This is a genomic window from Pedococcus sp. P2_E2, from assembly GCF_056403955.1.
In genome coordinates, this window is record NZ_JBFUEM010000001.1 from 646550 (window position 1) to 671874 (window position 25325).

Sequence of the window (25325 nt, forward strand, 5' to 3'; positions counted from 1 at the left end):
ATGGAGGCGGGCAGGGCGGGCTGGGAGGTCATCGTGCCGGTCACTTCAGCAGGTAGATCGTCGCGAACAGCGCGATCCACACCACGTCGACGAAGTGCCAGTAGTACGAGGTCACGACCGCGCCGGCAGCCTGGGCGTGGCTGTAGTGACGGGTCGTGAAGGTGCGCCCGATGATCAGCAGGAAGGCCAGCAGGCCCCCGGTGACGTGCAGCGCGTGGAAGCCGGTCGTGAGGTAGAAGACCGAGCCGTACGCGGTGGAGGAGAGGGAGATGCCCTCGTGCACCAGCTCGGAGTACTCGAGCACCTGACCGGAGACGAAGATCGCGCCGAAGATGTAGGTGAGGACGTACCACTCGCGCATGCCCCAGCTCGGGACGGCGAGGAGGCTGGCGTCGCCGCGGTGCGGTTTGCCGTGCTCGGCCGCGTGGACGCCGAGCTGGCACCAGACCGACGAGACGACGAGGACGATCGTGTTGATCGTCGCGAAGGGCACGTTGAGCACCCCCGTCGACTCCTTCCACAGCTCCGGCTCCACCGAGCGGATCGTGAAGTACATCGCGAAAAGGCCCGCGAAGAACATCAGCTCGCTGGAGAGCCAGACGATGGTGCCCACCGACACCATGTTGGGTCGGGACACCGGCCCGTGGCCGGGGATGCTGCCGGCTGAGCGGGCGGGTTCAGAGGTCACTGGAGATGCGGTCGCCACGTGCGCCAGATTAGCCACATTCGCAGCGCGGCACACCGTCGACCCCCCGATGGGTGCGTGGGCGTGCCGAAACGCCGCACCGGTAGCATCTGCGACATGACCGCTTCGCACGCGACCGCCGCCGACGCACCGACCTCGTCGGGGTCCTCGGCCCGCCAGATCTCCGTGCTGTTGTACAGCGACGACAAGACCACGCGCGACGCAGTCCGGGTCACGGTGGGACGTCGTCCGGCGCGGGACGTGGAGGTCGTGTCGTGGCGTGAGTGCGCGACCGCGGCAGCGGTGATCGAGGCCGTCGAGAACGCCCGCTTCGACGTCCTCATCCTCGACGGTGAGGCAGCGCCGATGGGTGGGCTGGGCCTGTGTCGCCAGCTCAAGAGCGAGATCTTCGAGTGCCCGCCGGTCCTCGTCCTGACCGGACGACCTCAGGATGGCTGGCTCGCGACGTGGTCCCTCGCCGACCTCGCGGTCCCGCACCCGCTCGACCCGATCGCCTTGGCCTCCGCCGTGGCCGAGCTGGGTCGCGGCGCTCGCCCCAGCGCCTCCTGACCGGCATGAGCGTCCCTGAGCCGGCTGGTCCCACCTGGCCGGACCTGCTCACCCTGCTGATCGCGCGGAACCACCTCTCCACCGACCAAGCGGCGTGGGCGATGGACCAGATCATGAGCGGCGAGGCCTCGCCGGTCCAGGTGGCCGGATTCCTCGTGGCGCTCCGCGCCAAGGGCGAGAGCGTCGAGGAGCTACGTGGCCTCGCCGACGTGATGCTGGCGCACGCCAACCGCATCGAGGTCCCGGGTCCGAGCCTCGACATCGTGGGCACCGGCGCCGACCGGTCCAACACGGTCAACATCTCGACGATGGCCTCGATCGTCATCGCTGCCAGTGGTATCCGAGTGGTCAAGCACGGCAACCGGGCCGCGTCGTCGGCCTCTGGTTCGGCGGACGTGCTCGAAGCCCTGGGCGTCAACCTCACCCTCAGCCCGCAGCGGGTGGCCGAGGTGGCGACGGATGCCGGCATCACGTTCTGCTTCGCCCAGGCCTTCCACCCCGCGATGCGACACGCTGCCGTGGCGCGCAGCGGGTTGGGTGTGGGCACGGCGTTCAACGTCCTCGGGCCCCTCACCAACCCCGCCCAGCCCACGTATGCCGTCGTCGGGGTCGCCGACGCGCGCGTGGCGCCGCTCATGGCCGGCGTGTTCGCCGGGCGGGGCAAGGATGCTGTGGTCTTCCGCGGCGACGACGGCCTCGACGAGCTGACCCTGAGCACCACCTCGACGGTGTGGTGGGTGCATGGCGGTGAGGTCACCCAGCGTGTCTTCGACCCCCTCCACGTCGGCCTCCAGCGCCAGCCGGTCGAGGCCCTGCGCGGGGCCGACGCGACGCACAATGCCCAGGTGGCGCGAGACCTGTTCGCCGGGCAGCGTGGGGCGGTCCGCGACGCGGTCGTGCTCAACGCAGGCATGGCGCTGGCCCTGGCCGCACCAGATCTCGCCGCCACCCCCGACGCGTCGGGTGGGGCGGGCGACAGGATCGAGCACGGCGCCTCGGACGAGACCTTCGCGGCGGCGGTGCGATCGGGCATGGACCGGGCCGAGGCTGCCCTGGACTCCGGGGCGGCCGCCGCCCAGCTGGACCGGTGGGCCGCGGCGACGCAGAGCACACCGGCCTGACTAGACCAGCTGGTCCTCCGCGTCCGGATCCGCCCCGTCCGGCTCCACCTCAGTAGCGGCCACTCGCAGGATCGCTGCGACCGACTGGTCCACGTCGGCTTCTGTCGTGGACCAGTTCGACACCGATACCCGCATCAGTCGACGGCCCCGCCAGGTCGTGCCGCCGAGCCAGCAGGTCCCGTCTCGCTGCACCCCTTCGATGACCTTGTCGGTCCGTGCGTCGCTGCCGAAGCTGACCAGCACCTGGTTGAGGACCACGTCGTTGACCACCACGGCGCCGCCTGCCTCGAGCCCGGCGGCGAACCGCTGGGCCAGTGCGCAGCACCGGTCGACGAGGTCCGCGACACCGTCACGGCCCAGCTCACGCAGGGCGGCCCAGACGGCGAATCCCCTTGCCCTTCGTGACGACTCGGGGACGAGGTCACCCAACGCGGGCGTCGCTCCACCCTGCCCGGTGAGGTATGCCGCGGTGTAGGACAGTGCCGCGGCGTGCACCTGGGGGTGGGCGCAGATGGCGAATCCGCAGTCGTAGGGGACGTTGAGCCACTTGTGGCCGTCACAGGACCACGAGTCGGCGAGGTCGATCCCGTCGACGAGGTGCGCCTTCTCGGGCGAGGCGCCGGCCCAGAGGCCGAAGGCCCCGTCGACGTGCACCCAGGCACCGTGCCGCCGGGCCACGTCACAGGCGGCCCGGAGGTCGTCGCAGGCACCGGTGTTGACGTTCCCCGCCTGGAGGCAGACGATCGTCGGTCCTGGCGCGCCCCGGTCGAGGACCGCCGAGAGGTCGTCGACGTCGATGGCGCCGTTGACCTCGGCGCCCACCGACTCCACCACCGCAGTGCCGAACCCGAGCAGCCGCAGCGCCCGGTCGATCGTCGCGTGCCGCTCGGCGCCGGCGACCACGCGCACGGCCGGGGCGCCACCCAGCCCGTCACGCCCGACGTCCCACCCGACCGCGGCGAGGACGTGCTGACGAGCCGTGGCCAGGCAGACGGTGTTGGCTCCCTGCGCACCGGTGACGAAACCGACCGATGCGTCGACGGGTAGCCCCATCAGCTCCTTCAGCCAGCCACCGGCGACCTCCTCGGCGACGGCGGCTGCGGGGGAGAGGGTGGCGTTGAAGGCGCACTGGTCCCACCCGACCGCCACCATGTCCGCAGCAGTGGCCGAAGGCAGGGCGCCGCCGATCACGAAGCCGAAGAACCGGGGCCCCGGGGTCGCGGCGAGCCCCGGTGTGAAGGCCGTGACCAGCTCGTCGAGGACCTCGACCGCGGGTGTTGCCGCATCGCGCAGCACGGCGTCCACCTCGAGCCGCAGCGTCGCCGCGTCGACTGCCGGGGCCACCCGGGTCACCGGCAGCCCCGACCGGTGGCGTGCCGCCACGTGGGCGGCGCGCTCGAAGAGGAGGGTCAGATCGTCCATGCGGTGAAGGTACGCCGACTCGTGCCACGGCAGCCTCCGCCGTCGGGGTGAGCGGCTCGTGCCGTGCTGGCCGACGACCTGTCGACCTACGACATCCCGGCCAGCCAGCTCACCGCCTGGCGGGCATCGGCCCGGCGCTGCTCGTACCTCGCCCCGACCGCCAAGAGGGCGACACCCAGCGTGCCCAGCGTGAGGTAGCGCGGTAGCTGGACCGCATAGGGGCCGAGCTGGGTGAGCGCGATGACGATGGCTGCTGCGGCACCCAGGACGACAGGTGCCTGCCACCGTCGCAGCGCGCCGGCCACGAGGACGAGCACCGCTGCAGTGACCGTGACCAACGAACGCAGGAGGCCGTCGTCGACCGCGGTGTACAGCGCGGAGGGGAGCAGCGCCACCGCCAGGCCCGGTCCGGCGGTCAACCAGGAGTGGTCGCCGAGCTCGCGATGCGACCACAGCCCGGCGGCGAGCACCAGTGCGGCCAGTGGCAGCGTCCAGGCCTCCAGCGTGGTCACCTGGGCGCGGTCGAGCTCGAGCCAGGCTGCCGCCGTGAGCCCGACCACGGCGAGGGCGACCGTCGCGCGCCGGTGCGGCAGGGCGGCATACGCGACGGCGACGAGCCCGTATGCCGCGGCGACGGCTGCTGCTGCATGCGGCCACGACCGGTCGACGGCGACGGCGACGGTGGTGACGGCGACGAGACAGGCGAGGGTGCCGAGGACGACCTCCTCGGGACGGCCGCGTCGCCACTGGGCCAGGGCCACGAGAACCAGTGCGGCGGCGACGAGCACGGTCCACTGGGTGCGGCCGCCGACGAGCCCACCCGCCAGCCACAGCGCCCAGGCGGCTGCCGCTGCACTGACACCTGCGGCGACGGGGCGAAGGACAGGGCGCAGCACGGCGGTCGCCGCCGCGGTCAGGGCGATGGCCACCAGGAGGGTGATCACCACACCGTCACCGAGCCCGACCCCCACCGCGCCCAGCAGAGCGCCGAACAGGGTGAGGTGGCCAACGGCGGCCAACGGCGCCTCTTCGGGTTCCGAGCGCCGTGCCAGGGCTCCGGCGACGAGGGCAGCACCCGCAGCGGAAGCGGCCAGCACCTCGACGTCGAGGGAGACAATGGATCCGCTGATCGTGACGCCCGCCACCGCTGCGACTGTGCCCACAGCGGTCGCCTGCACCCGCCACCCCGGCCGGTGCACAGCCGCCGTCGTGGCAGCCAGGGCCACGCCGGTGAGGGCGACGATCGTCGCAGGACGTGAGTCGTGGACGATCGCAACAAGGACCAGGACCGCGAGGGCCAGGCCGGTCTGGGCCTCGCACCAGGCCGTGCCCAGCGACGTCGTCCGGATGCGGGCGGCCGCCAGGACGGTGGCGAGCACCGCGGTGAGCAGGGCCAGCACCGCGGTCCAGAACGCGCCGACCTGCAGGGCGAGGCACAGGACAGCCGTCGGGACCGCTGCGGAGGCGACCAGGGCGACGATGCCGAGGGCGCGCCAGTCGCCGGACAGCGGTCGGGCGACCCAGTCGGCTCGGACCGCGCCCCGGCCGCCGAGGCGTGTCGCCCGCACGGCGACGACCCGCCTGACCACCAGCGCGCCGGCAGCGGCCAGGGTGGCCAGGAGGACCACGCACGCTGCGCCGTCGAAGGTGATTGCGCCGACCCCGGTACCGGACGGGGTGTCCAGGGCATCGGCCGACGCCGTGGCCGCGCCCACTGAGGCCGCGGCGAACGAGAGCGCCGCCCACCCGGCGGCGGGGCCGGTGGCGGCGCGGCGGGTCAAGCCGAAGGAGGTCGGCACCACGAGGTGCACGGCTCCGAACAGCACAGCTCCGAGGAGGGAGAGCGCCGCACCGCCGGCAGCAGTCGAGGCGTAACCGACGATTCCTGCCCAGCCGATCGAGGCTGCCGTCAGCGACAGCACGGCGAAGCCGGCGACGCGGCGGTCGTGACGGTGCACGGCGGCCAGGGCGAGGGCTGCGACCAGGCCGGTGACGGCGGTGTAGGCGCGGGCGTCCAGGGCGTCGAGGTCAGCCAGGCCGAAGCGTCGCGCGGCACTGACGTCCAGGAGCAACAGTCCGCCCGCCACCAGGGCCAGGGCTTCGGCGCTGCTGGGCAGCCGACGGCGCGATAGCTGGAGCGAGGCCACGGTCGCGGCAGCGGTGAAGCCACCCATGACCAGCATCTGACCGGTTCGGCCGATGACGAACCACGCGATGGCCAGGGCGATCGACGCGGCGACCAGGACGAGCAGGACACCGACTGCGAGGAGGGTCTGCTGGGTGGTCCAGCTCCTCCGCGGGGCCGTGGCAGGTGCCGGCAGGGGTGGGGCGGAGGAACCGGACAGGGCGACGTCCGAAGGTGACTCCGAAGAGAGCTCCCTCAGCTCCCAGGGCAGCTCCGAGGGCGGCTGGGACACCCGTTCCGCCGTCTCGGCCGGGGCGGGCGGGGCGGCCGGCGCTGCCGCGGACGCGGGGGCGTCAGCCGTGGCGCGCAGTGACGCGAGAAGGAGGCTGCGTTCGCGCTGGAGGGCGGCGAGACCCTGGTCGACCTGCCACAGCCGCACCGCGTCCGGGCCGGTGAGGGGCAGGTGGCAGGCGGGGCACGAGGTCGACGCCTCGGGCAGGAGCCGGCCACAGGCGGGGCAGGGGATCGGCGACATCGGTCCTCCGGAGGGTGCGGGCGCGAGTGCACCGTGTCACCCGAGTGTGGGGGTCGGCCGGGGGTCGCGGAAGGGCGTTGCTACTCAGATCGGCCGTGTGGCCGAGCAGGCGCGGGAGGAGTGCCGCGCATCGACAGGGAGTCGTGGACGCCGGTGCTCAGTCCCCGTCGAGGCCAAGGCTGAAGGCAGCCTCGAGGTCGTGCTTGGAGTAGGTGCGGAACGCGATGTGCGTGTTGGTCCCGATGACGCCCTGCACCTTGTTGAGCCGGTCGGCTATCACGTCGTTGAGCTGCTCGTGCTCCTTGACCCGGATCATCGCGATCAGGTCGGCGTCGCCGGCGACCGAGTAGACCTCGGACACGCCTTCGAGCTCGGCGATGGCCTGCGCCACCTCGGGGATGCGGTCGACTTCGGCGTTGATGAGCACGATGGCGGAGATCACCTCACCAATGTATCGGTCCGGGCTCGACGAGAGCAGCGCACTCTCGCGGCGCGTCAGGAGGCCGCGACGAAGCCGGCCACCGCGTGCCGCGCCACCACCTGCGGCTCGAGCTCGGCACGGGCGCCACCGGCGCCCCCTACTGGGCAGGTCCACTCGCCATCGAGGTCGACGATGCGCACGCCGGGCGACTCCAGCCAGCGCAGGATCTTCTCGGTCTCCTCGGGGGTGGCCGCAGGGGCCGGCCAGTGGGCCGGGAGCACGACCTCGGCACTGTCACGCACTGCATCGACATAGGGCATCGGGTCAGCCCCTCGTGGCGAGATGGTGCTGGCGGCGAGGCGGCCGTGCCGGACCACCACGATCTCCCAGCCGCCGGACGTGGCCGGACGCGCGGCGATGATCTCGGGGCTGGCGGCCAAGGGTGCGATCCGCTGGGCCCGGGCCATGCCGCGCACCAGTGCGAGCATGCGGTCGCGCAGCGTGCCCGCGTCCTCGAACCGCTCCTGGTCGGCGAGCGAGCCCATCCGGGTGCGCAGTGCCGTCACCACCCCGCGCGAGTCCCCGGCGAGGGCGTGCACGGCGTCCTGCACCACCGCGGCATACTCCTGCACGCTCTGGGCCCCCGTGCACGGAGCGCCGCAGCGGCCCATGTCGGCCAGGGCGCACGAACCGACGGGTCGGGTGGGGGACAGCCGCTGCACGCACTGGCGCAGCGGGATGACCTCGTGGACCGCCGCCACGGCGTCCTCCGCCGAGCTGCGGCTGCCGAACGGGCCGATGTAGCGGGCACCGTCACCGCGGACCTCGCGCACGATGGACAGGCGAGGGAAGGCCTCGACGGTGAGCTTGACCCAGGTGGCTCGCTCGGGGGTCTTGGACCGCCGGTTGTAGCGCGGTTTGTGCTCGGCGATGAGGCGCAGCTCGCGGACCTCGGCCTCGAGGGTGGTGGCGCAGACGATCGGGGTGACCGACTCGGCCAGGCGCACCATCTCGGCCATGCGGGTGCGCTGCTCGGACGCCGTGAAGTAGCTGCGGACCCGGGTGCGGATGTTGACCGACGTCCCGACGTAGAGGACCCGACCGTCGCAGTCCTTGAACAGGTAGACACCCGGCTCGTTGGGCAGGCCGTCGGCCAGCCACCGCTTGCGCCGCTGGGCGGGGCTGACCCGCGAGGTGTAGCTCGCGAGCTCCTCGAAGGTGTGGACACCGAGACTGCCCACCCTGCCGATGAGGGCGTGCAGGACGTCGACGGTGGCCTGCGCGTCGTGCAGGGCGCGGTGGTCTGGGGTGGTCGTGGCACCGAACAGGGCGGCCAGCGTGGACAGCTTGTGGTTGCGCGCCTCGTCGCGACTGACCAGCTGGCGCGCGAGGTGGACCGTGTCGAGCACCGCGTGCCGTGGCCAGTCGATGCCCTGGTCGCGGGCAGCCATCTTGAGGAACCCGATGTCGAACCCGGCGTTGTGGGCGACGAGCACCGCGCCCTGGGCGAACTCGAGGAAGGCCGGTAGAGCGGACTCGATGCGTGGAGCGTCGGCCACCATCGAGGTCGTGATGCCGGTGAGCGACTGGATGAACGGCGGGATCGGCAGGTGCGGGTTGACCAGCGTCTGGAACTCGCCCAGCACCTCGCCGCCACGCACCTTCACGGCGCCGATCTCGGTGATGGCCGAGTCAGCCGGGCTGCCACCGGTCGTCTCGAGGTCGACGACGACGAACGTGACCTCGGCCAGCGACGTGCCCAGGTCGTCGAAGGTGCCCTGCACCATCTGGTCGTCGGCCGTCTGCATGGACCAGACGGTAGGCCGGTGGTGTGACAGCCCGTGGCAGGCGCGCCCTCGGCACGACGTCGGGTGTGCCGGCGTCGCTGGCGTTGTCAGTGCCCTCACCTAGCGTCGTCGACAGGTGACACGACAGCAGTCCCCAGACGGACAGGGTCCCAAGACAGAGAGCGAGGTGGTCGCGATGATCATCGAATGCCAGAGCTGCCCGGTGCGCGACCTGCACTGCGCCGACTGCATGGTGACGGCCATGCTGGTGCCGCAGGGCGCGCACCTGCCCCTCGACGCCGCTGAGCGGGCGGTCGTCGCGAGGTTCGCCGACGCGGGGCTGGTCAGTGCGCACGAGGCCGCCTCGGCCAGCGCTCGCCGTGAGCCCTGGGCCGCCCACGTCCGCGCCGTCGGCTGATCGCTCCCTACGATGGCTGGATGAGCCGGCCCACCCCGTCCCGTGGCGGTCGCCCGGGCCGCGCGGCCGCCGGTGCCGGGCTCATCGCGCTCGTCGTCACCATGCTGGTCGGCTGCTCCTCCGACGAGCCACCGGCCGTCCGCACCTCGACGACGTCGCAAGCCTCCCAGCAGAACGCCCCCGAGCCCTCCGTCGCTCGAGAGGACGCCCTGACCGCCCTGCTCTCCCAGCGCGCCTCGGCGGTCCGCGCCCACGATCGGTCGGCGTTCGCCACCACCCTGGACGACCCGACCTCAGGCTTCGGGCTGCGCCAGCTCGCGCAGTTCGACGCGCTCGCGCAGCTCCCACTGAGCACCTTCAGCTATGGCACGCCCGAGCCAGCTCCCGCGCTGAGCACCGAGCGGGCGGCCCAGGTCGGCCCTGATGCGTGGGTCTCCCGGGTGGCCGGCCGCTACCGCCTCGGGGGCTTCGACACGGCGACGCGCGAGTTCGAGTCCTACTTCACCGTCGTACGACGTGGTGACCACTGGCGGTTGGCCGACGACACCGACGGCGGCACCCAGGTGCAGCTGTGGGACCTGCCGAGGTTCACGGTGGTGCGCAGCGCGACCACCTTGGTCGTCGGATCGGGTCCACGGAGTCGGCTGCGCCCCTACCTCGCCCTCGGCAACCTCGCCGTCAAGCGGGTCGACGCCGTCTGGACGCCGCAGTGGAACAGCCGCCTGGTCCTCGTCGTCCCCGGGACTGCGGCGCAGATGGCCGAGCAGGTCGGACAGGACAAGGATCAGGTGGCGCAGGTCGCCGCTGTCACGGACGGCCCGTTCGACCTCCAGGGCCGGGCTGGCGCCGACCGGGTGGTGGTCAACCCGAGTGCCTTCGCCCGCCTGGTGCCCCGCGGCAGGCAGGTCGTCGTGACCCACGAGGCGACCCACGTCGCCATCCGGGCCTCGACCAACCGTCCAGTGCCGCTCTGGTTGTCCGAGGGCATGGCCGACTTCGTCGGCTACCGCGACAGCGGCGCGACGCGCACCCAGGTGGCCGCAGCCCTGCTCGCCCGGGTCCGCGCCGGCACGGGGCCCAAGGCGCTGCCCTCCGCCGCCGACTTCGACCCCTCACGCACGACCATCGCGCCGAGCTACAACGCCGCGTGGCTGGCGGTCAACCGCATCGTCGACCGGTACGGCACTTCTGCGCTGGTGCGCTTCTACCTCGCGGCGGCCACGAGTCCCGACGCCTCGTCCAGCACCAGCAGCGACCCCGACGCCAACGTCGCCACAGCCTTTGCGGCCGTGCTGCGCACCTCGCAGGCGGCGTTCACCAAGGAGTGGCTGGCCTACCTGCGGACCCTGGCGAAGTCCTGACCGCTGACGCGCCCGTCCTGCGGGGCGGGCGCGCCACCGCGTCCGGCACCCGCCACCCGACCCGACTGGGGGAGGACCAGCGAGACGACGACCAGGGCGCCCACGAACCAGAACTGGTTGTAGAAGGCCTGCTTGTTGACGAGGTTCGCCACCAGCAGGACCAGGGCCAGCCAGCGCAGCACGTCGGCCAGGAGGGGTTGGCGCCGCCAGACCGTCCAGCAGACGGCAGCGAGGGTGCCGAGCACAGCCACCCCCGTGACGGCGAACGGCAGGGTCACACCAAAGGTGTTGAGCGCCAACAGGTAGAGCGTGTTGGCGAACTTGATCGGATGGAAGCCCACCAACAGGCTGATGGTGTCGTGGACGAAGTCCGGCGGGCTCGTGAGGAACCACGGGGCGATCAACAGACCGGTCAGCGCACCCGTCGCGATGGACCTGCGCCAGCCGAATGGACGCCACAGCAGCAGGACGGGCAGCAGCAGGGCCAGGTGCTGCTTGCTGGCACACGCCAACGCCAGCGGGATGACAGCCCACCAGGCCCGGTCGCGCTGCACCAGGACGGCCCACGAGAGGATCCCGGCGAGCAGCAGTGGCTCCGTCCAGGACTGGTCGAGCTGGGTGAGGGTCCCCGGGGCGAACACCAGGAGCGCCGTCACCGCCGCTGCCGTCCAGACCCAGCCGCGCCCGACGCCGGTTCCGGTATGCCGCGGCGCCGTCCCGCGCGCGAGCAGCCAGACCCCGGCCACCGCCACGAGCGTCCAGGACGCGAGCGCCCAGCGGACATCACCGAGGAGCCAGCGTCCGGGCGCGAGCAGCACCGTGGTCCACGGCAGGTAGGGGAAGGCGTCCTTGACGCCGGGGGAGCCGGTCCACGTCATGGAGTAGAAGTTCTCCCCGCGTCCGAGCGCGTCAGTCGCCTGCTGGAGGACGACCCAGACATCGATCCGCGGTCGAGGCGAGGAGATGACGGCGGTGGCAGCGCAGGCGGCATACCCCGTCACGGCGACGAGGCCGGCTGCCCACGGGGCGCGAGGACCGTTGGTGCACAACAGGACCGCCGCCGCGAGCGGCGCGACGACGAGCAGGGTCGTGGCCAGTGCGAGGCCAGTCGGTGCGAGATAGCTGAACAGCGGGACCGCCAGCGTGGCCAGCGCCGAGCCCCCAAGCATGACGGCCACCGCCGGACGGGTCAGCTGGATCCGCCAGCCGGCCCACTGCCACAGGGCGAGCGCCGCCGTGGCCGCCGTCAGGGTCGCCACGATGGGGATGCGGTAGCGCACCACGCTCCACTGCAGGGCAGTGAAGAACAACAGCCAGCCGAGGGCGAACGCCAACGAGGACACCGCCACGGTCCGAGTGGACGATCCGTGGCGGTGTCGGCGCATGGCTAGACCCTAGAGGTCGCCCGGCTACTCCTTGCCGCCGCCGGCGTAGAGGGACTCCACCTCGTCGTGGAAGTCCTTCATGACGATGTTGCGCTTGAGCTTCAGGCTCGGTGTGAGGTAGCCGTTGTCCTCGGTGAAGTCCCCGGGCAGGACCGCGAACTTGCGGATCGACTCGGCCTTGGAGACCGACTTGTTGGCGTCGTCGACGGCCTTCTGGAGCTCGGCGAGCACCGTCTCGTTCGTGAGGGCCTGGTCGAAGGTCACCCCCGTGAGCCCGTTGTTCTTGGCCCAGCCGGGGAACATCTCCTCGTCGAGGGTGAGCAGGGCGCCGATGAACGGCTTCTGGTCTCCGACGACGATGCACTGGGAGATGAGCGGGTGGGCACGCAGCCGGTCCTCCAGGGCGGCCGGTGCGACGTTCTTGCCGCCGGCGGTGACGAGCAGCTCCTTCTTGCGGCCGGTGATCTTGAGGTAACCGTCCTCGTCGAGCTCGCCGATGTCGCCGGTGTGGAACCAGCCGTCGACGACCGCGCCCGACGTCGCCTCGGCGTTGTTGTGGTAGGCCGCGAAGACGTTGTTGCCCTGGATGAGGATCTCGCCGTCGTCGGCGATCCGGATGCCCACGCCGGGCAGCGGGGCGCCGACGGTGCCGATCTTGACCCGGTCCGGCACGTTGACCGTGGCGGGGGCGGTGGTCTCGGTGAGGCCGTAGCCCTCGAGGACGGTGACGCCGATGCCGCGGAAGAAGTGCCCCAGGCGGGTGCCGAGCGGCGCCCCGCCGGACACGGCATACATGACCTGTCCCCCCATGGCGGCGCGCAGCTTGGAGTAGACCAGCTTGTCGAAGATGCCGTGGCGCACCTTGAGACCCAGGCCGGCGCCTCCGGTGTCCTGCGCGGTCGACCAAGAGATCGCGGTGTCGGCGGCGGTCGCGAAGATCTTGCCCTTGCCCTCGGCGGTCGCCTTGGCCTCGGCGGAGTTGTAGATCTTCTCGAAGACCCGGGGGACCGACAGGATGAAGGTCGGCTTGAACTCCGCGAAGTCCGCGAGGAGGTTCTTGATGTCGGCGCTGTGCCCCATCTTGGCCTCGCCGGTGACGCAGAGGACCTGGATGAACCGGGCGAAGACGTGCGCGAGCGGCAGGAAGAGCAGCGTCGACGCGCCGTCGGCCTTGACGACCGACGTGAGCTTGGTGATGGCGTTCTCGGACAGCGCCAGGAAGTTGTCGTGGGTGAGCTGCACGCCCTTGGGCCGCCCGGTCGTGCCCGACGTGTAGATGATGGTCGCGAGGCTGGCGCGGTCGAGGCTGCCCTTGGCGGCCTCGAGATCGGCGTCGGACACCTCGGAGCCGGCGGCCTTGAGCTCGGCGATCGCCCCGGCGTCGACCTGCCAGGCGTGGGCCAGTCCGGGCACCTGGGTGCGGACCTCCTCGAGGGTTGCTGCGTGGGCCGCGGTCTCGAGCATGATGCCCTTGGCGCCCGAGTCGGTGAGGATCCAGCTGACCTGCTCCGCGGAGGAGGTCTCGTAGATCGGGACCGTGACCGCACCGGCTGCCCAGATCGCGAAGTCCGTGAGGGTCCACTCGTAGCGGGTCTTGCACATGATCGCCACGCGGTCGCCGGGGGAGATCCCCGAGGCGATCAGGCCCTTGGCGACCCCCCGGACATCCTCGTCGAACTCGGCCGCAGTCACGTCGATCCAGTGGGTGCCCTCCTTGCGCGAGAACGCGACCCGCGAGGGGTTCGATGCGGCGTTGCGACCCGGAAGATCGGCAAGACTCCCCTCGGTGGTCGGCGGCACGAGGGGCGGTGCGACGTGTTCCTGCACAGAGTCTCCTTTGACGACGGCATCACTGCCTCAGTGCTGCACAGACTACCCGTGGGTAGGTGCACCGGGGGAGGGCGTTCTTTGAAGGCTCCGTCACATCGCGGCGTGAGGTGCGAAAGACTGTCCGGGTGAGGGACCGCAGGATCGACATCGTCGACGAGACCTTCATCCGGGCTGCGCCCCAGGTCGTGCGTGCAAGCCTCGACGAGGAGGCCTGGACCGACCAGATCTGGCCACACGTGACCCGGGCCGTCCTCAGGGACCGCGGGCTGAAGGGCGTGCGCTGGAGCGTGACCGGACAGGTCGTCGGCGAGATGGAGGTCTGGCTCGAGCCGTTCCGCGACGGCGTGGTGGTGCACCACTACGTCAGAGGCACGCGCGGGCCCCGCGCGCCGCGCGATGTGGCCACCCGGCACACCCTGCGGTGGAAGCGCGCCGTGCACGAGCTCAAGGACCGCCTCGAGGGCGCCCCTCAGTGACCGTGTGGCCGTCGGGAACGACGGGTCGCCGTCAGGAGCCGCGGTCGTCGTCGAAAGGCTCGGCGCTGTAACCTTCCGCGCATGGCCGACCGCACCGAATCCAGCATCGACATCGACGCCAAGCCGGGTGAGGTCCTGGACGTCATCGCCGACTTCGAGAGCTATCCGCAGTGGGCGACCGAGGTCAAGAAGGTCACCATCCTCACCGAGGAGGGAGACGGGTGGGCCGACCAGGTGCAGTTCACCCTCGACGCAGGGGCGATCAAGGACACCTACACCCTCGACTACGAGTGGGACGTCGCCAAGAACGGCACCGGCGTCGTGTCCTGGAGCCTGGTCGAGGCGACCGTCCTCAAGGCCATGAACGGCTCGTACACGTTGGCTGCCAAGGGCAAGGACGCCACGACGGTGACCTACCGCCTGGCGGTCGACGTCAAGATCCCGATGCTCGGCATGCTCAAGCGCAAGGCCGAGAAGGTCATCATCGACACCGCGCTGAAGTCGTTGAAGAAGCGGGTGGAGGCTTGAGGCAGGCCGTCGCCCCAGGGCGCCGGTAGCCATGCGGGTCATCCTCTTCACCGGCAAGGGTGGTGTCGGCAAGACCACCACAGCTGCCGCCACTGCGGTCCGCGCGGCTCGCGCCGGCGTCAAGACGCTGGTCATGTCGACCGACGCGGCGCACTCGCTGGGTGACGCGCTGGGTGTCGACCTCGGCGTGGACCCCCGCTCGGGCCGCGACGGCGGCGGGGCGCCGGTGGACGTCGAACCCGGCCTCTCCGCCTTGCAGATCTCCCCACCGCACCTGCTCGGCGAGTCCTGGCGGGTGGTGCAGGACTACCTGCTCTCGGTCCTGGACACGGTCGGCATCGACGCGGTGGTCGCCGAGGAGCTGACCCGTCTGCCAGGTGCCGAGGAGATCGCGGCCCTGCTCGAGCTGCGCGCGCAGGTGGAGTCGGGTCCGTGGGACCTCGTTGTCGTCGACTGCGCGCCGACCGCTGAGACGTTGCGGCTGCTCGCGCTGCCTGAAGCCCTCGCCTGGCACCTCGAACGCCTGCTGCCCGCCCAGCGTGGGCTGATCCGGACGCTGCGCCCGGCCGCGGCGGCTGCCGCCGGGGTGCCCCTGCCCGACGTGGCGGTGGTCGAGGCGGTCACCGGGTGGCACCGCCAGATGCGCGCCGTGCACCGCATCCTGACGGGCGACCAGACCTCGGTGCGCCTGGTCCTCACTCCCGAGCGCGTCGTCATCGCCGAGTCCCGGCGGACCTGGACGTCGCTGTCCCTCTACGGGTTCGTCGTCGACGCGGTCGTGGTCAACCGGGTCTTCCCGGACGCCGCCGCCGAGGCGGGGCGCCACGCACCCGATGCCTGGCGCGCCTCCTGGAACGCGGCGCAGCAGGAGGGCCTGGTCGAGGTCCGTGAGTCCTTCGCCGGGCTGCCGGTCGTCGTGACTCCCTATCTGTCGTCCGAGCCGATCGGGGCCGATGCGCTCGCCGACCTCGCCGAGGCGCAGGAGGGCGCCACCGACGTCCTGTCGCCGGTCACCCATCGCGGCCTGACGGTCGATCGGACGCCGGAGGGTTTCGTGATGACGCTGCCGCTGCCGCTCGCGCACGCAGCCGACCTCGGCCTCCAGCGCCGCGACGACGAGCTGGTGGTGACGGTGGGCGAGCACCGCCGGGTGCTGACCCTCCCCGCGGCTCTGCAACGATGTGTGGTCGAAGGTGCCTCTGTGCGCGATGGTCTGCTGCGGGTGCGCTTCGTCCCCGACGAGGAGGTCTGGCCGCGTGGCTGACGACGAACGCCCTGCCGTGGGCACGGTGGCCCAGGAGGCAGCCCGTCTGCTGGACGCCCTCGGCGGGTGGGCGAGCACCACCCAGGCCGGGTATGCCGCGGCGGCGGGTCGTGGGCGGACGTCACCGGACGATGCCGGTCCTGACCGCGACCACGACGCCGGCGGCGGCCAGGCGCCTCGGTGTGACTCCTGCGGTGCCGCGAACGGCGTGGGGCAGGCCGTCACCTGTCAGCTGTGCCCGGTCTGCCAGGGCATCGGCTTGCTGCGCTCGGTGCGACCGGAGACCGTGGACCGGCTGGCCGACCTCGCGGGGGCGCTCGCAGCCACCCTGCGCGACATGGCGGGACAACGCCGTACGGACGACGCAACCGCGCAGGGCAGGGCCTCGGGAACGGCAGGCGGAAAGGCTGCGGGGAAGTCGTCCGGCGCGGCACGGGGCCGGGTGCAGGACATCGTCGTGGACGACGAGGACGAGCACCACACGGGGAGCGCCAGCTCATGAGCGTCACCATCGGGGTGGACATCGGGGGCACCAAGATCGCGGCCGGGGTCGTCTCCGCGACCGGGGAGATCCTGGCGCGCGCCCGCAGGGACACCCCCGCCCACGACCCGGACCAGATCGCCCACGACGTCGCTGCCGTCGTTGCCGAGCTGGGCGCGGACCGTACGGACGTCCGGGGCGTGGGTGTTGCCTGCGCCGGCTTCATCGACCGGACCGGCTCGACCGTGCTCTTCGCCCCCAACCTCGCGTGGCGCGACGAACCACTCAAGATGCGGCTCGAGGCCCTCGTCGACCAGCCCGTCACGATCGAGAACGATGCCAACGCCGCGGCGTGGGGGGAGTTCCGGTACGGGGCGGCCACCGAGGCCGACGACATGGTGCTCATCACCGTCGGCACCGGCATCGGTGGTGGCGTCGTGGTCGACTCGCGGTTGCTACGCGGCGCCTTCGGCATCGGTGGCGAGCTCGGGCACATGCGGGTCGTCCCCGACGGCATCCGTTGCGGCTGCGGCAACCGTGGCTGCTGGGAGGTCTACGCGTCGGGCAACGCCCTGGTCCGTGAGGCACGCGAGCTCGTGGCGTCGGGCGCCCTGAGCGCCGCGGCGTTGGCGCAGGCCTGTGAAGGCGACCCGAGCCTCCTCAGGGGGCACCACGTCACCAGCGCCGCGCAGGCAGGGGACTCGGCGTCCGTCGAGCTCCTCGCCGACCTGGGCCGCTGGGTGGGGGAGGGCGCCGCTTCGGTCTCCGCCATCCTCGACCCCGAGCTCATCGTCATCGGCGGCGGTGTCGTCGCCGCCGGCGACCTGTTGATCGGGCCTGCCCACGCGGCATACGCACGCAACCTGACGGGGCGCGGCCACCGGCCGGTCGCCGACATGGTGGCCGCTCGCCTCGGCAACGACGCCGGGCTGATCGGCGCGGCAGCGCTTGCCGCCGAGGGCGTCGGGTCGTGAGCTCGGGGCTGGCCGTCGGCATCGACATCGGCGGCACCAAGGTGGCCGGGGGAGTCGTCGACGCCGATGGCTCCGTCGTGGCCAGGGCGAGACGGGACACGCCTCACCGGTCCATGAGTCCGGGCGTGGTCGAGGACACCATCGTCGAGGTGGTCAGGGAGCTCATCGACGTCGCCGGGGACGACGTGGTCGCGGTCGGCATCGGAGCGGCCGGGTTCGTGGCCGCCGACCGGGCCACCGTGGTCTTCGCCCCCCACCTGTCCTGGCGCGACGAACCGCTCGAAGCCAACCTGCAGCGCCGCGTCCCGGTGCCGATCTCGGTCGACAACGACGCCAACGCTGCTGTCTGGGCGGAGTGGAGATTCGGTGCGGCACAAGGGGACTCACACGTCGTCATGGTGAACCTCGGCACCGGCATCGGTGGCGCGCTGATCATGGACGGCCAGATCATGCGCGGCCGTTTCGGGATCGCGGGGGAGTTCGGGCACATGCAGGTGGTGCCGGGCGGTCAGCGTTGCGAGTGCGGCAACAAGGGCTGTTGGGAGCAGTACGCCTCGGGCAACGCCCTCGTCCGTGAGGCCCGCTCCCTGATGACGGCGAACAGCCCCATGGCCAGTGACCTGCTCGCGCGCGCCGGTGGTGACGTCTCAGCGCTCACCGGGCCGATGATCACCGAGGCGGCACGCGAGGGTGACTCGACGGCGACCGAGCTGCTCGGTGAGATCGGGCAGTGGCTGGGCCTGGGCATCGCCAACCTCGCGGCGGCCTTCGATCCCGGCATCTTCGTCGTCGGCGGTGGGGTGAGCGCGGCCGGCGACCTGCTGCTGGAGCCGGCTCGCGCCGCGTTCCGGCGTCACCTCACCGGTCGGGGCTACCGCCCCGAAGCGCGGATCGTGGCCGCGGCCCTGGGCAACGAGGCCGGACTGATCGGCGCCGCGGACCTGGCCCGACGAGACGCCCTGGGACGCGCCGGCGCCGAGGGCGCATGAGCACGATGCGCGTGGCGTCCTACAACGTCAAGGACTTCACGCTCGACCGTCGCGCCGCCGCCCGGGTCGTCCGCGCGATCGATCCCGATGTGCTGTGTCTCCAGGAGGTCCCACGGCGGCTCTTCTCCACGTGGCGGGTCTCGGCCTTCGCCGCGGAGTGCGGGATGTTCTGGTCGGGGCGGCACCGCGGCAGCGGCGGCACGACCATCTTCACGTCATTGCGCGTGCAGGTGCCCGAGTCGCGCCACTACCGGCTGCGCGTCGCAGCCCTCCAACGCACCCGCGGGTATGCCGTGCTGCGCGTCGGGCCCGCCGGTCACCAGCCGCTCGTGGTGGCTTCGGTGCACCTGAGCCTCGATGCCGACGAACGTGAGCGGCACGCGGGACAGATCCTCAGGACGGTCTCCAGCGGCGGGCCGGTGCTGCTCGCAGGCGACCTCAACGAGGGAGAGACGGGCCGGGCCTGGCGGTTGTTCGCCTCCCCGCTGCGCCTGATCTCGCCGACCGCCCCGACCTACCCGGCCACGGCACCACGCAAGCTGCTCGACGTCATCTTCGCCTCGCCCGACCTGGGCGTCCTCCCGCACCAGGAGGTCCCTCTCGAGGTCGCCGACCTGGTGGCAGCCAGTGACCACCGCCCGACGTGGGTCGACGTCGACCTCGACCCTCAGGTGGTCCCGACGGCACAGACCGAGGCCGGACCACCGGTGGCCGAGTCCACGGTCGAGCAGGCGGAAGCGGGCAGCCCCTCCGGGTGACGCCCCGAGAAGGGGCACGGCACCCGCCTGGCCGCAGCTCTCAGACGCGGGCTCCGTTGTCGGGGTCGTCCTCGTCGCGGGCCTGCGGCTGCCGCATCACGAGCAGGACGAACCCCATGACCGTGAGTCCGAGGGCTCCGAGCGTCCACCAGCTGCTGACGTTCGGCCGGAACAGCACCAGCCACAGCAGGAGCAGCGGACCAGCCACGAGACCGACGATGATGCCCCAGAACTGAAGGTCCTCCTGGGGCGGCAGGGGCGCCGTCGGGCCGGGCTCGAAGTGCTCGTCGTCGTCGAGGTCGCGCTGGTCGCGCAGCTCGACCGGATCCGGGGCGTCCTCGGCGGCTCCCGGCTGCTCGGCTCCGCGCCACACGACGAACGGCCTGGTCGGGGGTGGGTTCACGGTCGGCCGCAGCGGCGGGTTGACCCCCGTTGCGGGCTGACCCGAAGCCGGGCCTGAGGCGCCCTCGGTCGACGGGTCGCTGGTGTCGCCATCCTGGGAGCCGGAGCCTCGGTCGGCGGAGTCGGCGGAGGTGGGGGACTCGGCGGAGGCGGGGCTGTCGGGGTTGTCGGGCAGGGACTGGACCTCGTCCCAGCGCGCGATGATGTCCGCGAACTCGGCGTCGACGTCGCGGTCGCTCATGGGATGCCCCTTGGTCTGGATCGAGCCGGATGGCTGGACGAACTCGGCCTAGCTCAGCCGCTCGATGAACTGCACCGACTCCTCAAAGATACGTGGCGCGTCGTTGTCGAGGGTAGCCACGTGGTAGCTGTCGTGGAGGAGGATCTCGGTGGAGTCTTCGCTGGAGATCCGGGCCAGGATCAGTTCCGAGCTCGACGCGGGCACGACGTGGTCCTGCGGCGAGTGCAGCAGGAGCACCGGCTGGGTCACCTCCGGCAGGTCGCGGATGACGTTCTTCCAGGCCGTGAACTGCGAGTGCGCCGCGTGCACCGGCGAGCGGTCGTAGGCCAGCTCGACCACCCCGGGCTTCTTGATGTCGCTGGCGATGGCAGCAGCGCTGGGCATGACGTGCTTGAGGAGTGGGACGAGCCGGATCCGCCAGTCCTCGAACTTCACCGCGGGGTTGACCAGGACCAGCCCCGAGACCCGCGGGCCGTGCTCTGCGGCCAGGGCGAGGGCCAGCGCCCCGCCCATCGACAGCCCGCCGACGAAGACGCGGCCACAGCGTTCGTGGAGCTCGCGGAACGTGGTGTCGACGACGGCATACCAGTCCTCCCACCTGGTGCGGTTCAGCTCCTGCCACGTCGTCCCGTGCCCGGGCAGCCGCGGAACCCGGACCGTGTAGCCGCGTTCGGCGAGGTACTCGCCCCAGGGACGCACGCCTTGTGGGGTCCCCGTGAAGCCGTGGACCAAGAGCACACCGGTGTCGGATCCATCGTGGGAGTAGGGCTCTGCGCCGGGAAGCAGGGACACGGTCACTCCTGGGGCAGGGGCAGAAACGGAGCTGGGGTGGCGCGCATTCTCGCACGGGCCGCGACGACGCCTTGAGTACCGTAGAGTTCACGGCGTCACTTCGGGAGGTGTGCTGGTGTTCTACTGGGTGCTCAAGACGGTCGTTCTTGGCCCGATCCTCAAGTTGCTCTTTCGCCCGTGGGTCGAGGGCGAGGAGAACATTCCCGACGACGGCCCAGCCATCTTCGCGAGCAACCACCTGTCGTTCTCGGACTCCATCTTCCTCCCGCTGGTCATCCCGCGCCGGATGACCTTCCTGGCCAAGTCCGACTACTTCACCGGACGAGGCCTCAAGGGCCGCCTGACCGCCGCGTTCTTCCGCGGCGTCGGTCAGCTGCCCGTGGATCGTTCCGGCGGTCGCGCGGGTGAGGCGGCCCTGCGCTCTGGCTTGAAGGTGCTGCGCCGCGACGAGCTGCTCGGCATCTATCCCGAGGGGACGCGCAGCCCCGACGGCCGGCTCTACCGTGGACGCACCGGTGTCGCCCGGATGGCCCTCGAGGGCAAGGTCAAGGTGCTCCCTGTCGCGATGATCGGCACCGACAAGGCCCAGCCGACCGGCACCAAGATCCCCAAGCTGATCCGCATCGGTGTGAAGATCGGAAAGCCGCTCGACTTCTCGCGCTACGAGGGCATGGAGGACGACCGCTTCGTCCTGCGCTCCATCACCGACGAGATCATGTACGAGCTGATGCTGCTGTCCGGCCAGGAGTACGTCGACATGTACGCCACGTCCATGAAGGACCGCATCCTCGCCGCTGCGAAGACCAAGGCGCGCGAGCTCCAGGAGGCAGCCCTGCCGGGCTCGGCCGCCAAGGAGCTCGAGGAGGCCCTCGACGCCGGGGACGACCAGACCTCGCGCAAGGGGCAGCGCCCGAGCGTCGACGACGCCGTCGGTGACATCGACGAGCGGACCGGCGCTGACGACGACCGCACCGAGGACGAGGCGGCCGCTGACCGCGACGATGTCCCGCGCGACGCCGAGTCGGTCTCGGACGAGGTGCCCCCCGGCGCCCGCGCGGCGAGCTGAGGACCCCTTCGCCGTGGCGCGGCACCTGAGCCTGTCCGCGCGCCGCGCCATCGCGGCCCCGGACTCCCAGCCCGAGGTCGTGTCTGCCTTCTGGAAGGGCATCGACGTCTTCCGGCCCATCGCCCTGGCGTATGCCGCGTACTCCCTGGCGGACCGGCCGCACGACCTCGCGCGGCCAGCCCTGGGCTGGACGGTCCTCGCGGTGCTCGGCCTCTGGACCGTCTTCCTCGTCCTCTACCGTCGCCGTCGGCTGTGGCTGGTCGTCGTCGAGTTGCTGCTCGGGGCTGCCGCGATCATGGCAACCCTGGTGGTCGACACCTCCGCGGCCATCGAGCAGGGCTCGCGCACCCTGCCGACGATCTGGCCTGCGGCCGGCGTCGTGTCGGCGGCCGTGCTGCTGGGCCGCAAGGGCGGCATACCGGCGGCGGTCTTCATCGGCATCGTCGACGTGGTCGAGGTGGGGAAACCCACGCCCAACACCGTCAACAACATCGTCCTGCTGCTCCTCATCGGCGCCCTCATCGGCTATGCCTGCGACCTCGCCCGAGAGGGGCACGCCAAGCTGCGCGAGGCGTTGGCCCTCGAGGCCCAGGTGCGCGAGCGGGAGCGGCTCGCCCGCACCGTGCACGACGGGGTCCTGCAGACCTTGGCCTTCATCAACCGACGCGGCACCCAGCTCGGCGGCGAGGCCGCGCAGCTGGGGGGCATGGCCGCCGACCAGGAACGCCTGCTGCGCGCCCTGGTGAGTGGGACCTCGTCGGCCGACACCGAAGCCACCGTGACCGGCGACCTGGACCTGCGCCAGCAGCTCGGACGGTTCGCTGGGGGACAGGTCCACCTCGTCGCGCCGGCCGACCCGGTGCTCGTGCCACCGCGCGTGGCCGGCGAGCTCGTCGCAGCCGTCGGAGCCGCTCTCGACAACGTGCGCGTGCACGCCGGGGACGGGGCCCAGGCCTGGGTCCTCGTCGAGGACGACGGCAGCGAGGTCGCCCTGACCGTGCGTGACAACGGCGTGGGTATGCCGGCTGGTCGCCTCGACGAGGCGGCCGCGGCGGGCCGGATGGGCGCTTCCTCGAGCATCCGCGGGCGGTTGACCGATCTGGGTGGGACGGCGGACTACACGGTGCGAGAGGGTGCCGGGGTGACCGTCCGGATGCGTGCCCCGAAGGATGGCGGACGCGATGCCGGACGCAGCGAGGGAATCAGCAAGCGAATCCGCAAGGGACGCGACAAGGGACGCGACAGCGGACGCGACAGCGGACGCGACAACCAAGGAGTGCGATGACCGACCAGCAACCCGAGCCCGCGGCGGCTGCGCCGGTGAGCGTGGTCGTCGCGGACGACCACCCGATGTGGCGGGACGCGGTCGCGCGCGACCTCGCCGAGGCGGGGATGACCGTGCTGGCCACGGCGGATGATGGACCCGCCGCGGTCAACCGGACCAAGGCGACTCGGCCCGACGTGCTCGTCCTCGACCTCAACCTGCCAGGCATGCGCGGGCACGAGGTGTGCGCGGCGCTGGGCTCGCTGGCCACCCGGGTGCTGGTGCTGTCGGCGTCCGGTGAGCAGCAGGACGTCCTCGAGGCGGTCAAGGCCGGGGCGACCGGCTATCTCGTGAAGTCCGCCTCGCGGGAGGAGATCGTGGCGGCCGTCCGGGCGACTGCCCGCGGCGAGGCCGTGTTCACGCCGGGGCTGGCCGGGTTGGTGCTGGGGGAGTTCCGCAGGATGTCGACCCAGCCGCAGGCCGATCCGTCGCGGCCGATCCCCGAGCTGACCGAACGCGAGACCGAGGTGCTCAAGCTGGTCGCGACGGGGATGTCCTACAAGGAGATCGCGTCCGACCTGTTCATCTCGCACCGCACCGTGCAGAACCACGTGCAGAACACGCTCGGGAAGCTGCAGCTGCACAACCGCATCGAACTGGTCCGGTTCGCCATCGCGAAGGGCCTGGACACCCTCGAGGCGTGAGCGTCCTCCGTCGCCCGGCTGCTGGAGCGCACCCGTGCGCCGTGGGGGTTTGTACGCCATTTGCGCGATGACGCATGTGGTTGTGCCGATGCACCCTCGGTAGCGAAGGGTAGGAGGCACTGAAGTGGGCGACATCAACCGGAAGTTCTTCTTCGACCACGTTCGGGTCGCACTGTTCGACGGACACCTCAGGCAGAGCCAGGTCGACGGGCTCGACGGCTTCCTCGACCGGTGGGAGAAGTTCCACAAGACCGACGACCTGCGCTGGCTGGCCTACATGCTGGGCACCACGCACCACGAGACCGACCACAAGATCCAACCCATCGAGGAGTACGGCAAGGGAAAGGGCCACGCCTACGGCAAGCCCGATCCGGTCACCCACCAGAGGTACTACGGTCGCGGGTTCGTCCAGATCACCCACAAGGGCAACTACCAGCGGATGGGCGACATCCTCCAGGTCGACCTGGTCCACCACCCCGAGCTCGCCCTCAACTTCGACGTCGCCCTGCGGATCATCTTCTTCGGGATGACCAACGGAACCTTCACGGGCAAGCAGCTGTCGGACTACTTCAACCCCCACAAGGCGGACTGGGTGAACGCCCGCAGGATCGTCAACGGCACCGACAAGGCCCAGTCCATCGCCACCCTGTCGCGCAGGTACTACGCAGCGATCTCCTTCACGACGCCCTGACCGTCCACACCCCTGACCGTCGACACCCCTGACCACATTGCCTGGACGCCGGGCTCACGAGGGTCAGGGCAGTCGCCGTCAGTCGTCCATCGCCTCGATCCCGAGCTCGGCCAGTTCGGCCATGCGCGCTCGCATGTGCTGGATCATCTCCGGCGCAGGACGCTCCCAGCCCGTGATCTCCTCGACCACCCGCAGGGGCTCGGTGGTCCGGTAGGACCGGGTCGGGTTTCCCGGGAAGCGCTTGTCGGTGACGTTCGGGTCGTCCTCGATCGTCCCGGTGGGCTCGAYCCGGTAGACCCGGCCCGGCCCCGTGCCCCGCGCGAGCTCGGCCGCCAGTGGCGCGCCCTGGCGGGTGGCCGTCAGGTAGATGTGTCTGGACTGACGCCCCGAGCCGTAGTTCGAGCGCCAGCCGGGCGTGAGCAGCTCACCCGGGCGCAGGTCGGCTTTCGTCCCGTGGAAGAAGGGTCCGGGGTCGTCGACCACCCGCGGCGCCGGAGGGGGATCCCGCAGCAGGCTCTCGAGTCGCTTCATGAGTACCGCGACCCGGCTGCGCGCCCCAGGCACCCGCGGGTAGCGCGACAGGACGTCAAGGACGACCGGCGTGGCTCGCTTCGCGGCGGCCGTGACGGCGTACTCGGCGACCACCGGGTCATCGCCGCGTGCGAGCTCGGCCGCCCGGGCGGCGTGGGCGGCCGGCCCGAGGATGTGGCGCACCTGCCTCGCCTTCGCCAGCGGATGCAGGTATGCCGCGGCGGCGGCATCTCCTGCAGCGCTCGCCGCGTGCCGTGCGGCGTCCGTCGTCGCGTCCGCGGCTGCCCGATGGGCGTCGGCCGCGGCAGTCCGTTGGAGTCGTGACCGCGGCGCGCCCTCGGCGAAGACTCGCGCGGCCTGGACAGCTGCGGCCGGTCGGGGGTCGTCCGGACGGGACCTGAGGAAGATGACGAGTGCAGGTTCGGCGCACGCCGCGGCATACCCGGCCACCGCCCGCAGCTCGTCCATCGTCAGCTCGAAGTCGCCCGCCCCTGTCTGCATCTC

The 25325-nt window shown here is 71.5% G+C and carries 25 protein-coding genes; 15 read left to right on the top strand and 10 right to left on the bottom strand.

All coding sequences use genetic code 11. The annotated features are described in order from the left end of the window. Positions 1–40: 40 nt before the first annotated feature. Entirely contained in the window at positions 41–688 is a 648-nt protein-coding gene (gene ctaE / locus AC1DWR_RS03045; protein ID WP_477623638.1) for an aa3-type cytochrome oxidase subunit III, read from the bottom strand. A gap of 114 nt (positions 689–802) precedes the next feature. Here ctaE and AC1DWR_RS03050 point away from each other — a divergent pair, with 114 nt between their 5' ends. Further along, on the top strand, positions 803–1255 hold the full coding sequence (locus AC1DWR_RS03050) for a response regulator (RefSeq protein WP_477613229.1): 453 nt from the start codon (positions 803–805) through the stop codon (positions 1253–1255). Positions 1256–1260: 5 nt separating this feature from the next. Beyond that, positions 1261–2376 (top strand): anthranilate phosphoribosyltransferase, encoded by a 1116-nt coding sequence (gene trpD / locus AC1DWR_RS03055; RefSeq protein WP_477613228.1) that lies wholly within the window; start codon positions 1261–1263, stop codon positions 2374–2376. On the opposite strand, the gene AC1DWR_RS03060 is transcribed toward trpD, so the two are convergent. The 4 genes from AC1DWR_RS03060 to AC1DWR_RS03075 all read right to left on the bottom strand — a co-directional run bounded on the left by AC1DWR_RS03060 (position 2377) and on the right by AC1DWR_RS03075 (position 8687). Continuing rightward, complete coding sequence (locus AC1DWR_RS03060; protein ID WP_477613227.1) at positions 2377–3798, bottom strand: pyridoxal phosphate-dependent decarboxylase family protein; 1422 nt, start codon at positions 3796–3798, stop codon at positions 2377–2379. A gap of 86 nt (positions 3799–3884) precedes the next feature. Further along, the gene (locus tag AC1DWR_RS03065; protein ID WP_477613226.1) at positions 3885–6458 is read right to left on the bottom strand and encodes an SCO7613 C-terminal domain-containing membrane protein; all 2574 of its coding nucleotides are present in this window, start codon (positions 6456–6458) and stop codon (positions 3885–3887) included. A gap of 157 nt (positions 6459–6615) precedes the next feature. Next, positions 6616–6900 carry an Lrp/AsnC family transcriptional regulator gene (locus AC1DWR_RS03070; RefSeq protein WP_477613225.1) on the bottom strand — a complete coding sequence of 95 codons (285 nt, stop codon included), beginning with the start codon at positions 6898–6900 and terminating at the stop codon, positions 6616–6618. 53 nt (positions 6901–6953) lie between these two features. Next, positions 6954–8687: a DEDD exonuclease domain-containing protein gene (locus AC1DWR_RS03075; protein ID WP_477613224.1), complete on the bottom strand. Its 1734-nt coding sequence runs from the start codon at positions 8685–8687 to the stop codon at positions 6954–6956. Positions 8688–8862: 175 nt separating this feature from the next. On the opposite strand from AC1DWR_RS03075, the gene AC1DWR_RS03080 reads away from it, so the two are divergent. Together AC1DWR_RS03080 and AC1DWR_RS03085 are read left to right on the top strand one after the other, a co-directional pair. Continuing rightward, a complete protein-coding gene (locus AC1DWR_RS03080) occupies positions 8863–9084 on the top strand; it encodes a hypothetical protein (protein WP_477613223.1) in 222 nt (73 codons plus the stop codon). A 20-nt stretch (positions 9085–9104) separates the two neighbouring features. Continuing rightward, entirely contained in the window at positions 9105–10445 is a 1341-nt protein-coding gene (locus AC1DWR_RS03085; protein ID WP_477613222.1) for a hypothetical protein, read from the top strand. Here the strand turns inward: AC1DWR_RS03085 and AC1DWR_RS03090 are convergent. Then, the gene (locus tag AC1DWR_RS03090) at positions 10418–11830 is read right to left on the bottom strand and encodes a hypothetical protein (protein WP_477613221.1); all 1413 of its coding nucleotides are present in this window, start codon (positions 11828–11830) and stop codon (positions 10418–10420) included. The genes AC1DWR_RS03085 and AC1DWR_RS03090 overlap by 28 nt on opposite strands. Positions 11831–11854: 24 nt before the next feature. After that, complete coding sequence (locus AC1DWR_RS03095; RefSeq protein ID WP_477613220.1) at positions 11855–13657, bottom strand: AMP-dependent synthetase/ligase; 1803 nt, start codon at positions 13655–13657, stop codon at positions 11855–11857. Between the two features lie 128 nt (positions 13658–13785). Between AC1DWR_RS03095 and AC1DWR_RS03100 the strand changes: the two genes are divergently transcribed. From AC1DWR_RS03100 to AC1DWR_RS03130, 7 genes are all read left to right on the top strand, one after another. Beyond that, positions 13786–14136, top strand: a complete 351-nt coding sequence (locus tag AC1DWR_RS03100) for a hypothetical protein (RefSeq protein WP_477613219.1) — start codon at positions 13786–13788, stop codon at positions 14134–14136. A gap of 81 nt (positions 14137–14217) precedes the next feature. Then, complete coding sequence (locus AC1DWR_RS03105) at positions 14218–14664, top strand: SRPBCC family protein (RefSeq protein ID WP_477613218.1); 447 nt, start codon at positions 14218–14220, stop codon at positions 14662–14664. Between the two features lie 31 nt (positions 14665–14695). After that, positions 14696–15928: an ArsA family ATPase gene (locus AC1DWR_RS03110; protein ID WP_477613217.1), complete on the top strand. Its 1233-nt coding sequence runs from the start codon at positions 14696–14698 to the stop codon at positions 15926–15928. Then, positions 15921–16430, top strand: coding sequence for a hypothetical protein (locus AC1DWR_RS03115; protein ID WP_477613216.1), 510 nt, complete (start codon positions 15921–15923; stop codon positions 16428–16430). The genes AC1DWR_RS03110 and AC1DWR_RS03115 overlap by 8 nt, the downstream gene beginning before the upstream one ends. After that, positions 16427–17383, top strand: coding sequence for an ROK family glucokinase (locus AC1DWR_RS03120; protein ID WP_477613215.1), 957 nt, complete (start codon positions 16427–16429; stop codon positions 17381–17383). The genes AC1DWR_RS03115 and AC1DWR_RS03120 overlap by 4 nt, the downstream gene beginning before the upstream one ends. Then, positions 17380–18372 carry an ROK family glucokinase gene (locus tag AC1DWR_RS03125; RefSeq protein ID WP_477613214.1) on the top strand — a complete coding sequence of 331 codons (993 nt, stop codon included), beginning with the start codon at positions 17380–17382 and terminating at the stop codon, positions 18370–18372. Before AC1DWR_RS03120 ends, AC1DWR_RS03125 begins: the two co-directional genes overlap by 4 nt. Then, on the top strand, positions 18369–19130 hold the full coding sequence (locus tag AC1DWR_RS03130) for an endonuclease/exonuclease/phosphatase family protein (protein WP_477613213.1): 762 nt from the start codon (positions 18369–18371) through the stop codon (positions 19128–19130). The genes AC1DWR_RS03125 and AC1DWR_RS03130 overlap by 4 nt, the downstream gene beginning before the upstream one ends. Before the next feature lie 40 nt (positions 19131–19170). Here AC1DWR_RS03130 and AC1DWR_RS03135 read toward each other — a convergent pair whose 3' ends face one another. Both AC1DWR_RS03135 and AC1DWR_RS03140 read right to left on the bottom strand, forming a co-directional pair. Beyond that, positions 19171–19773 carry a hypothetical protein gene (locus tag AC1DWR_RS03135; protein ID WP_477613212.1) on the bottom strand — a complete coding sequence of 201 codons (603 nt, stop codon included), beginning with the start codon at positions 19771–19773 and terminating at the stop codon, positions 19171–19173. A 48-nt stretch (positions 19774–19821) separates the two neighbouring features. Continuing rightward, complete coding sequence (locus AC1DWR_RS03140; protein ID WP_477613211.1) at positions 19822–20565, bottom strand: alpha/beta hydrolase; 744 nt, start codon at positions 20563–20565, stop codon at positions 19822–19824. Positions 20566–20680: 115 nt separating this feature from the next. On the opposite strand from AC1DWR_RS03140, the gene AC1DWR_RS03145 reads away from it, so the two are divergent. From AC1DWR_RS03145 to AC1DWR_RS03160, 4 genes are all read left to right on the top strand, one after another. After that, positions 20681–21631 carry a lysophospholipid acyltransferase family protein gene (locus tag AC1DWR_RS03145; RefSeq protein WP_477613210.1) on the top strand — a complete coding sequence of 317 codons (951 nt, stop codon included), beginning with the start codon at positions 20681–20683 and terminating at the stop codon, positions 21629–21631. Between the two features lie 13 nt (positions 21632–21644). Beyond that, the gene (macS, locus tag AC1DWR_RS03150) at positions 21645–22916 is read left to right on the top strand and encodes a MacS family sensor histidine kinase (RefSeq protein ID WP_477623639.1); all 1272 of its coding nucleotides are present in this window, start codon (positions 21645–21647) and stop codon (positions 22914–22916) included. Next, positions 22913–23599, top strand: coding sequence for a response regulator (locus AC1DWR_RS03155; protein ID WP_477613208.1), 687 nt, complete (start codon positions 22913–22915; stop codon positions 23597–23599). The genes macS and AC1DWR_RS03155 overlap by 4 nt, the downstream gene beginning before the upstream one ends. A gap of 124 nt (positions 23600–23723) precedes the next feature. Next, the gene (locus tag AC1DWR_RS03160; protein ID WP_477613207.1) at positions 23724–24290 is read left to right on the top strand and encodes a glycoside hydrolase family 19 protein; all 567 of its coding nucleotides are present in this window, start codon (positions 23724–23726) and stop codon (positions 24288–24290) included. 78 nt (positions 24291–24368) lie between these two features. Here AC1DWR_RS03160 and arr read toward each other — a convergent pair whose 3' ends face one another. Beyond that, positions 24369–25322 carry an NAD(+)--rifampin ADP-ribosyltransferase gene (gene arr / locus AC1DWR_RS03165; protein ID WP_477623640.1) on the bottom strand — a complete coding sequence of 318 codons (954 nt, stop codon included), beginning with the start codon at positions 25320–25322 and terminating at the stop codon, positions 24369–24371. Positions 25323–25325: the final 3 nt, after the last annotated feature.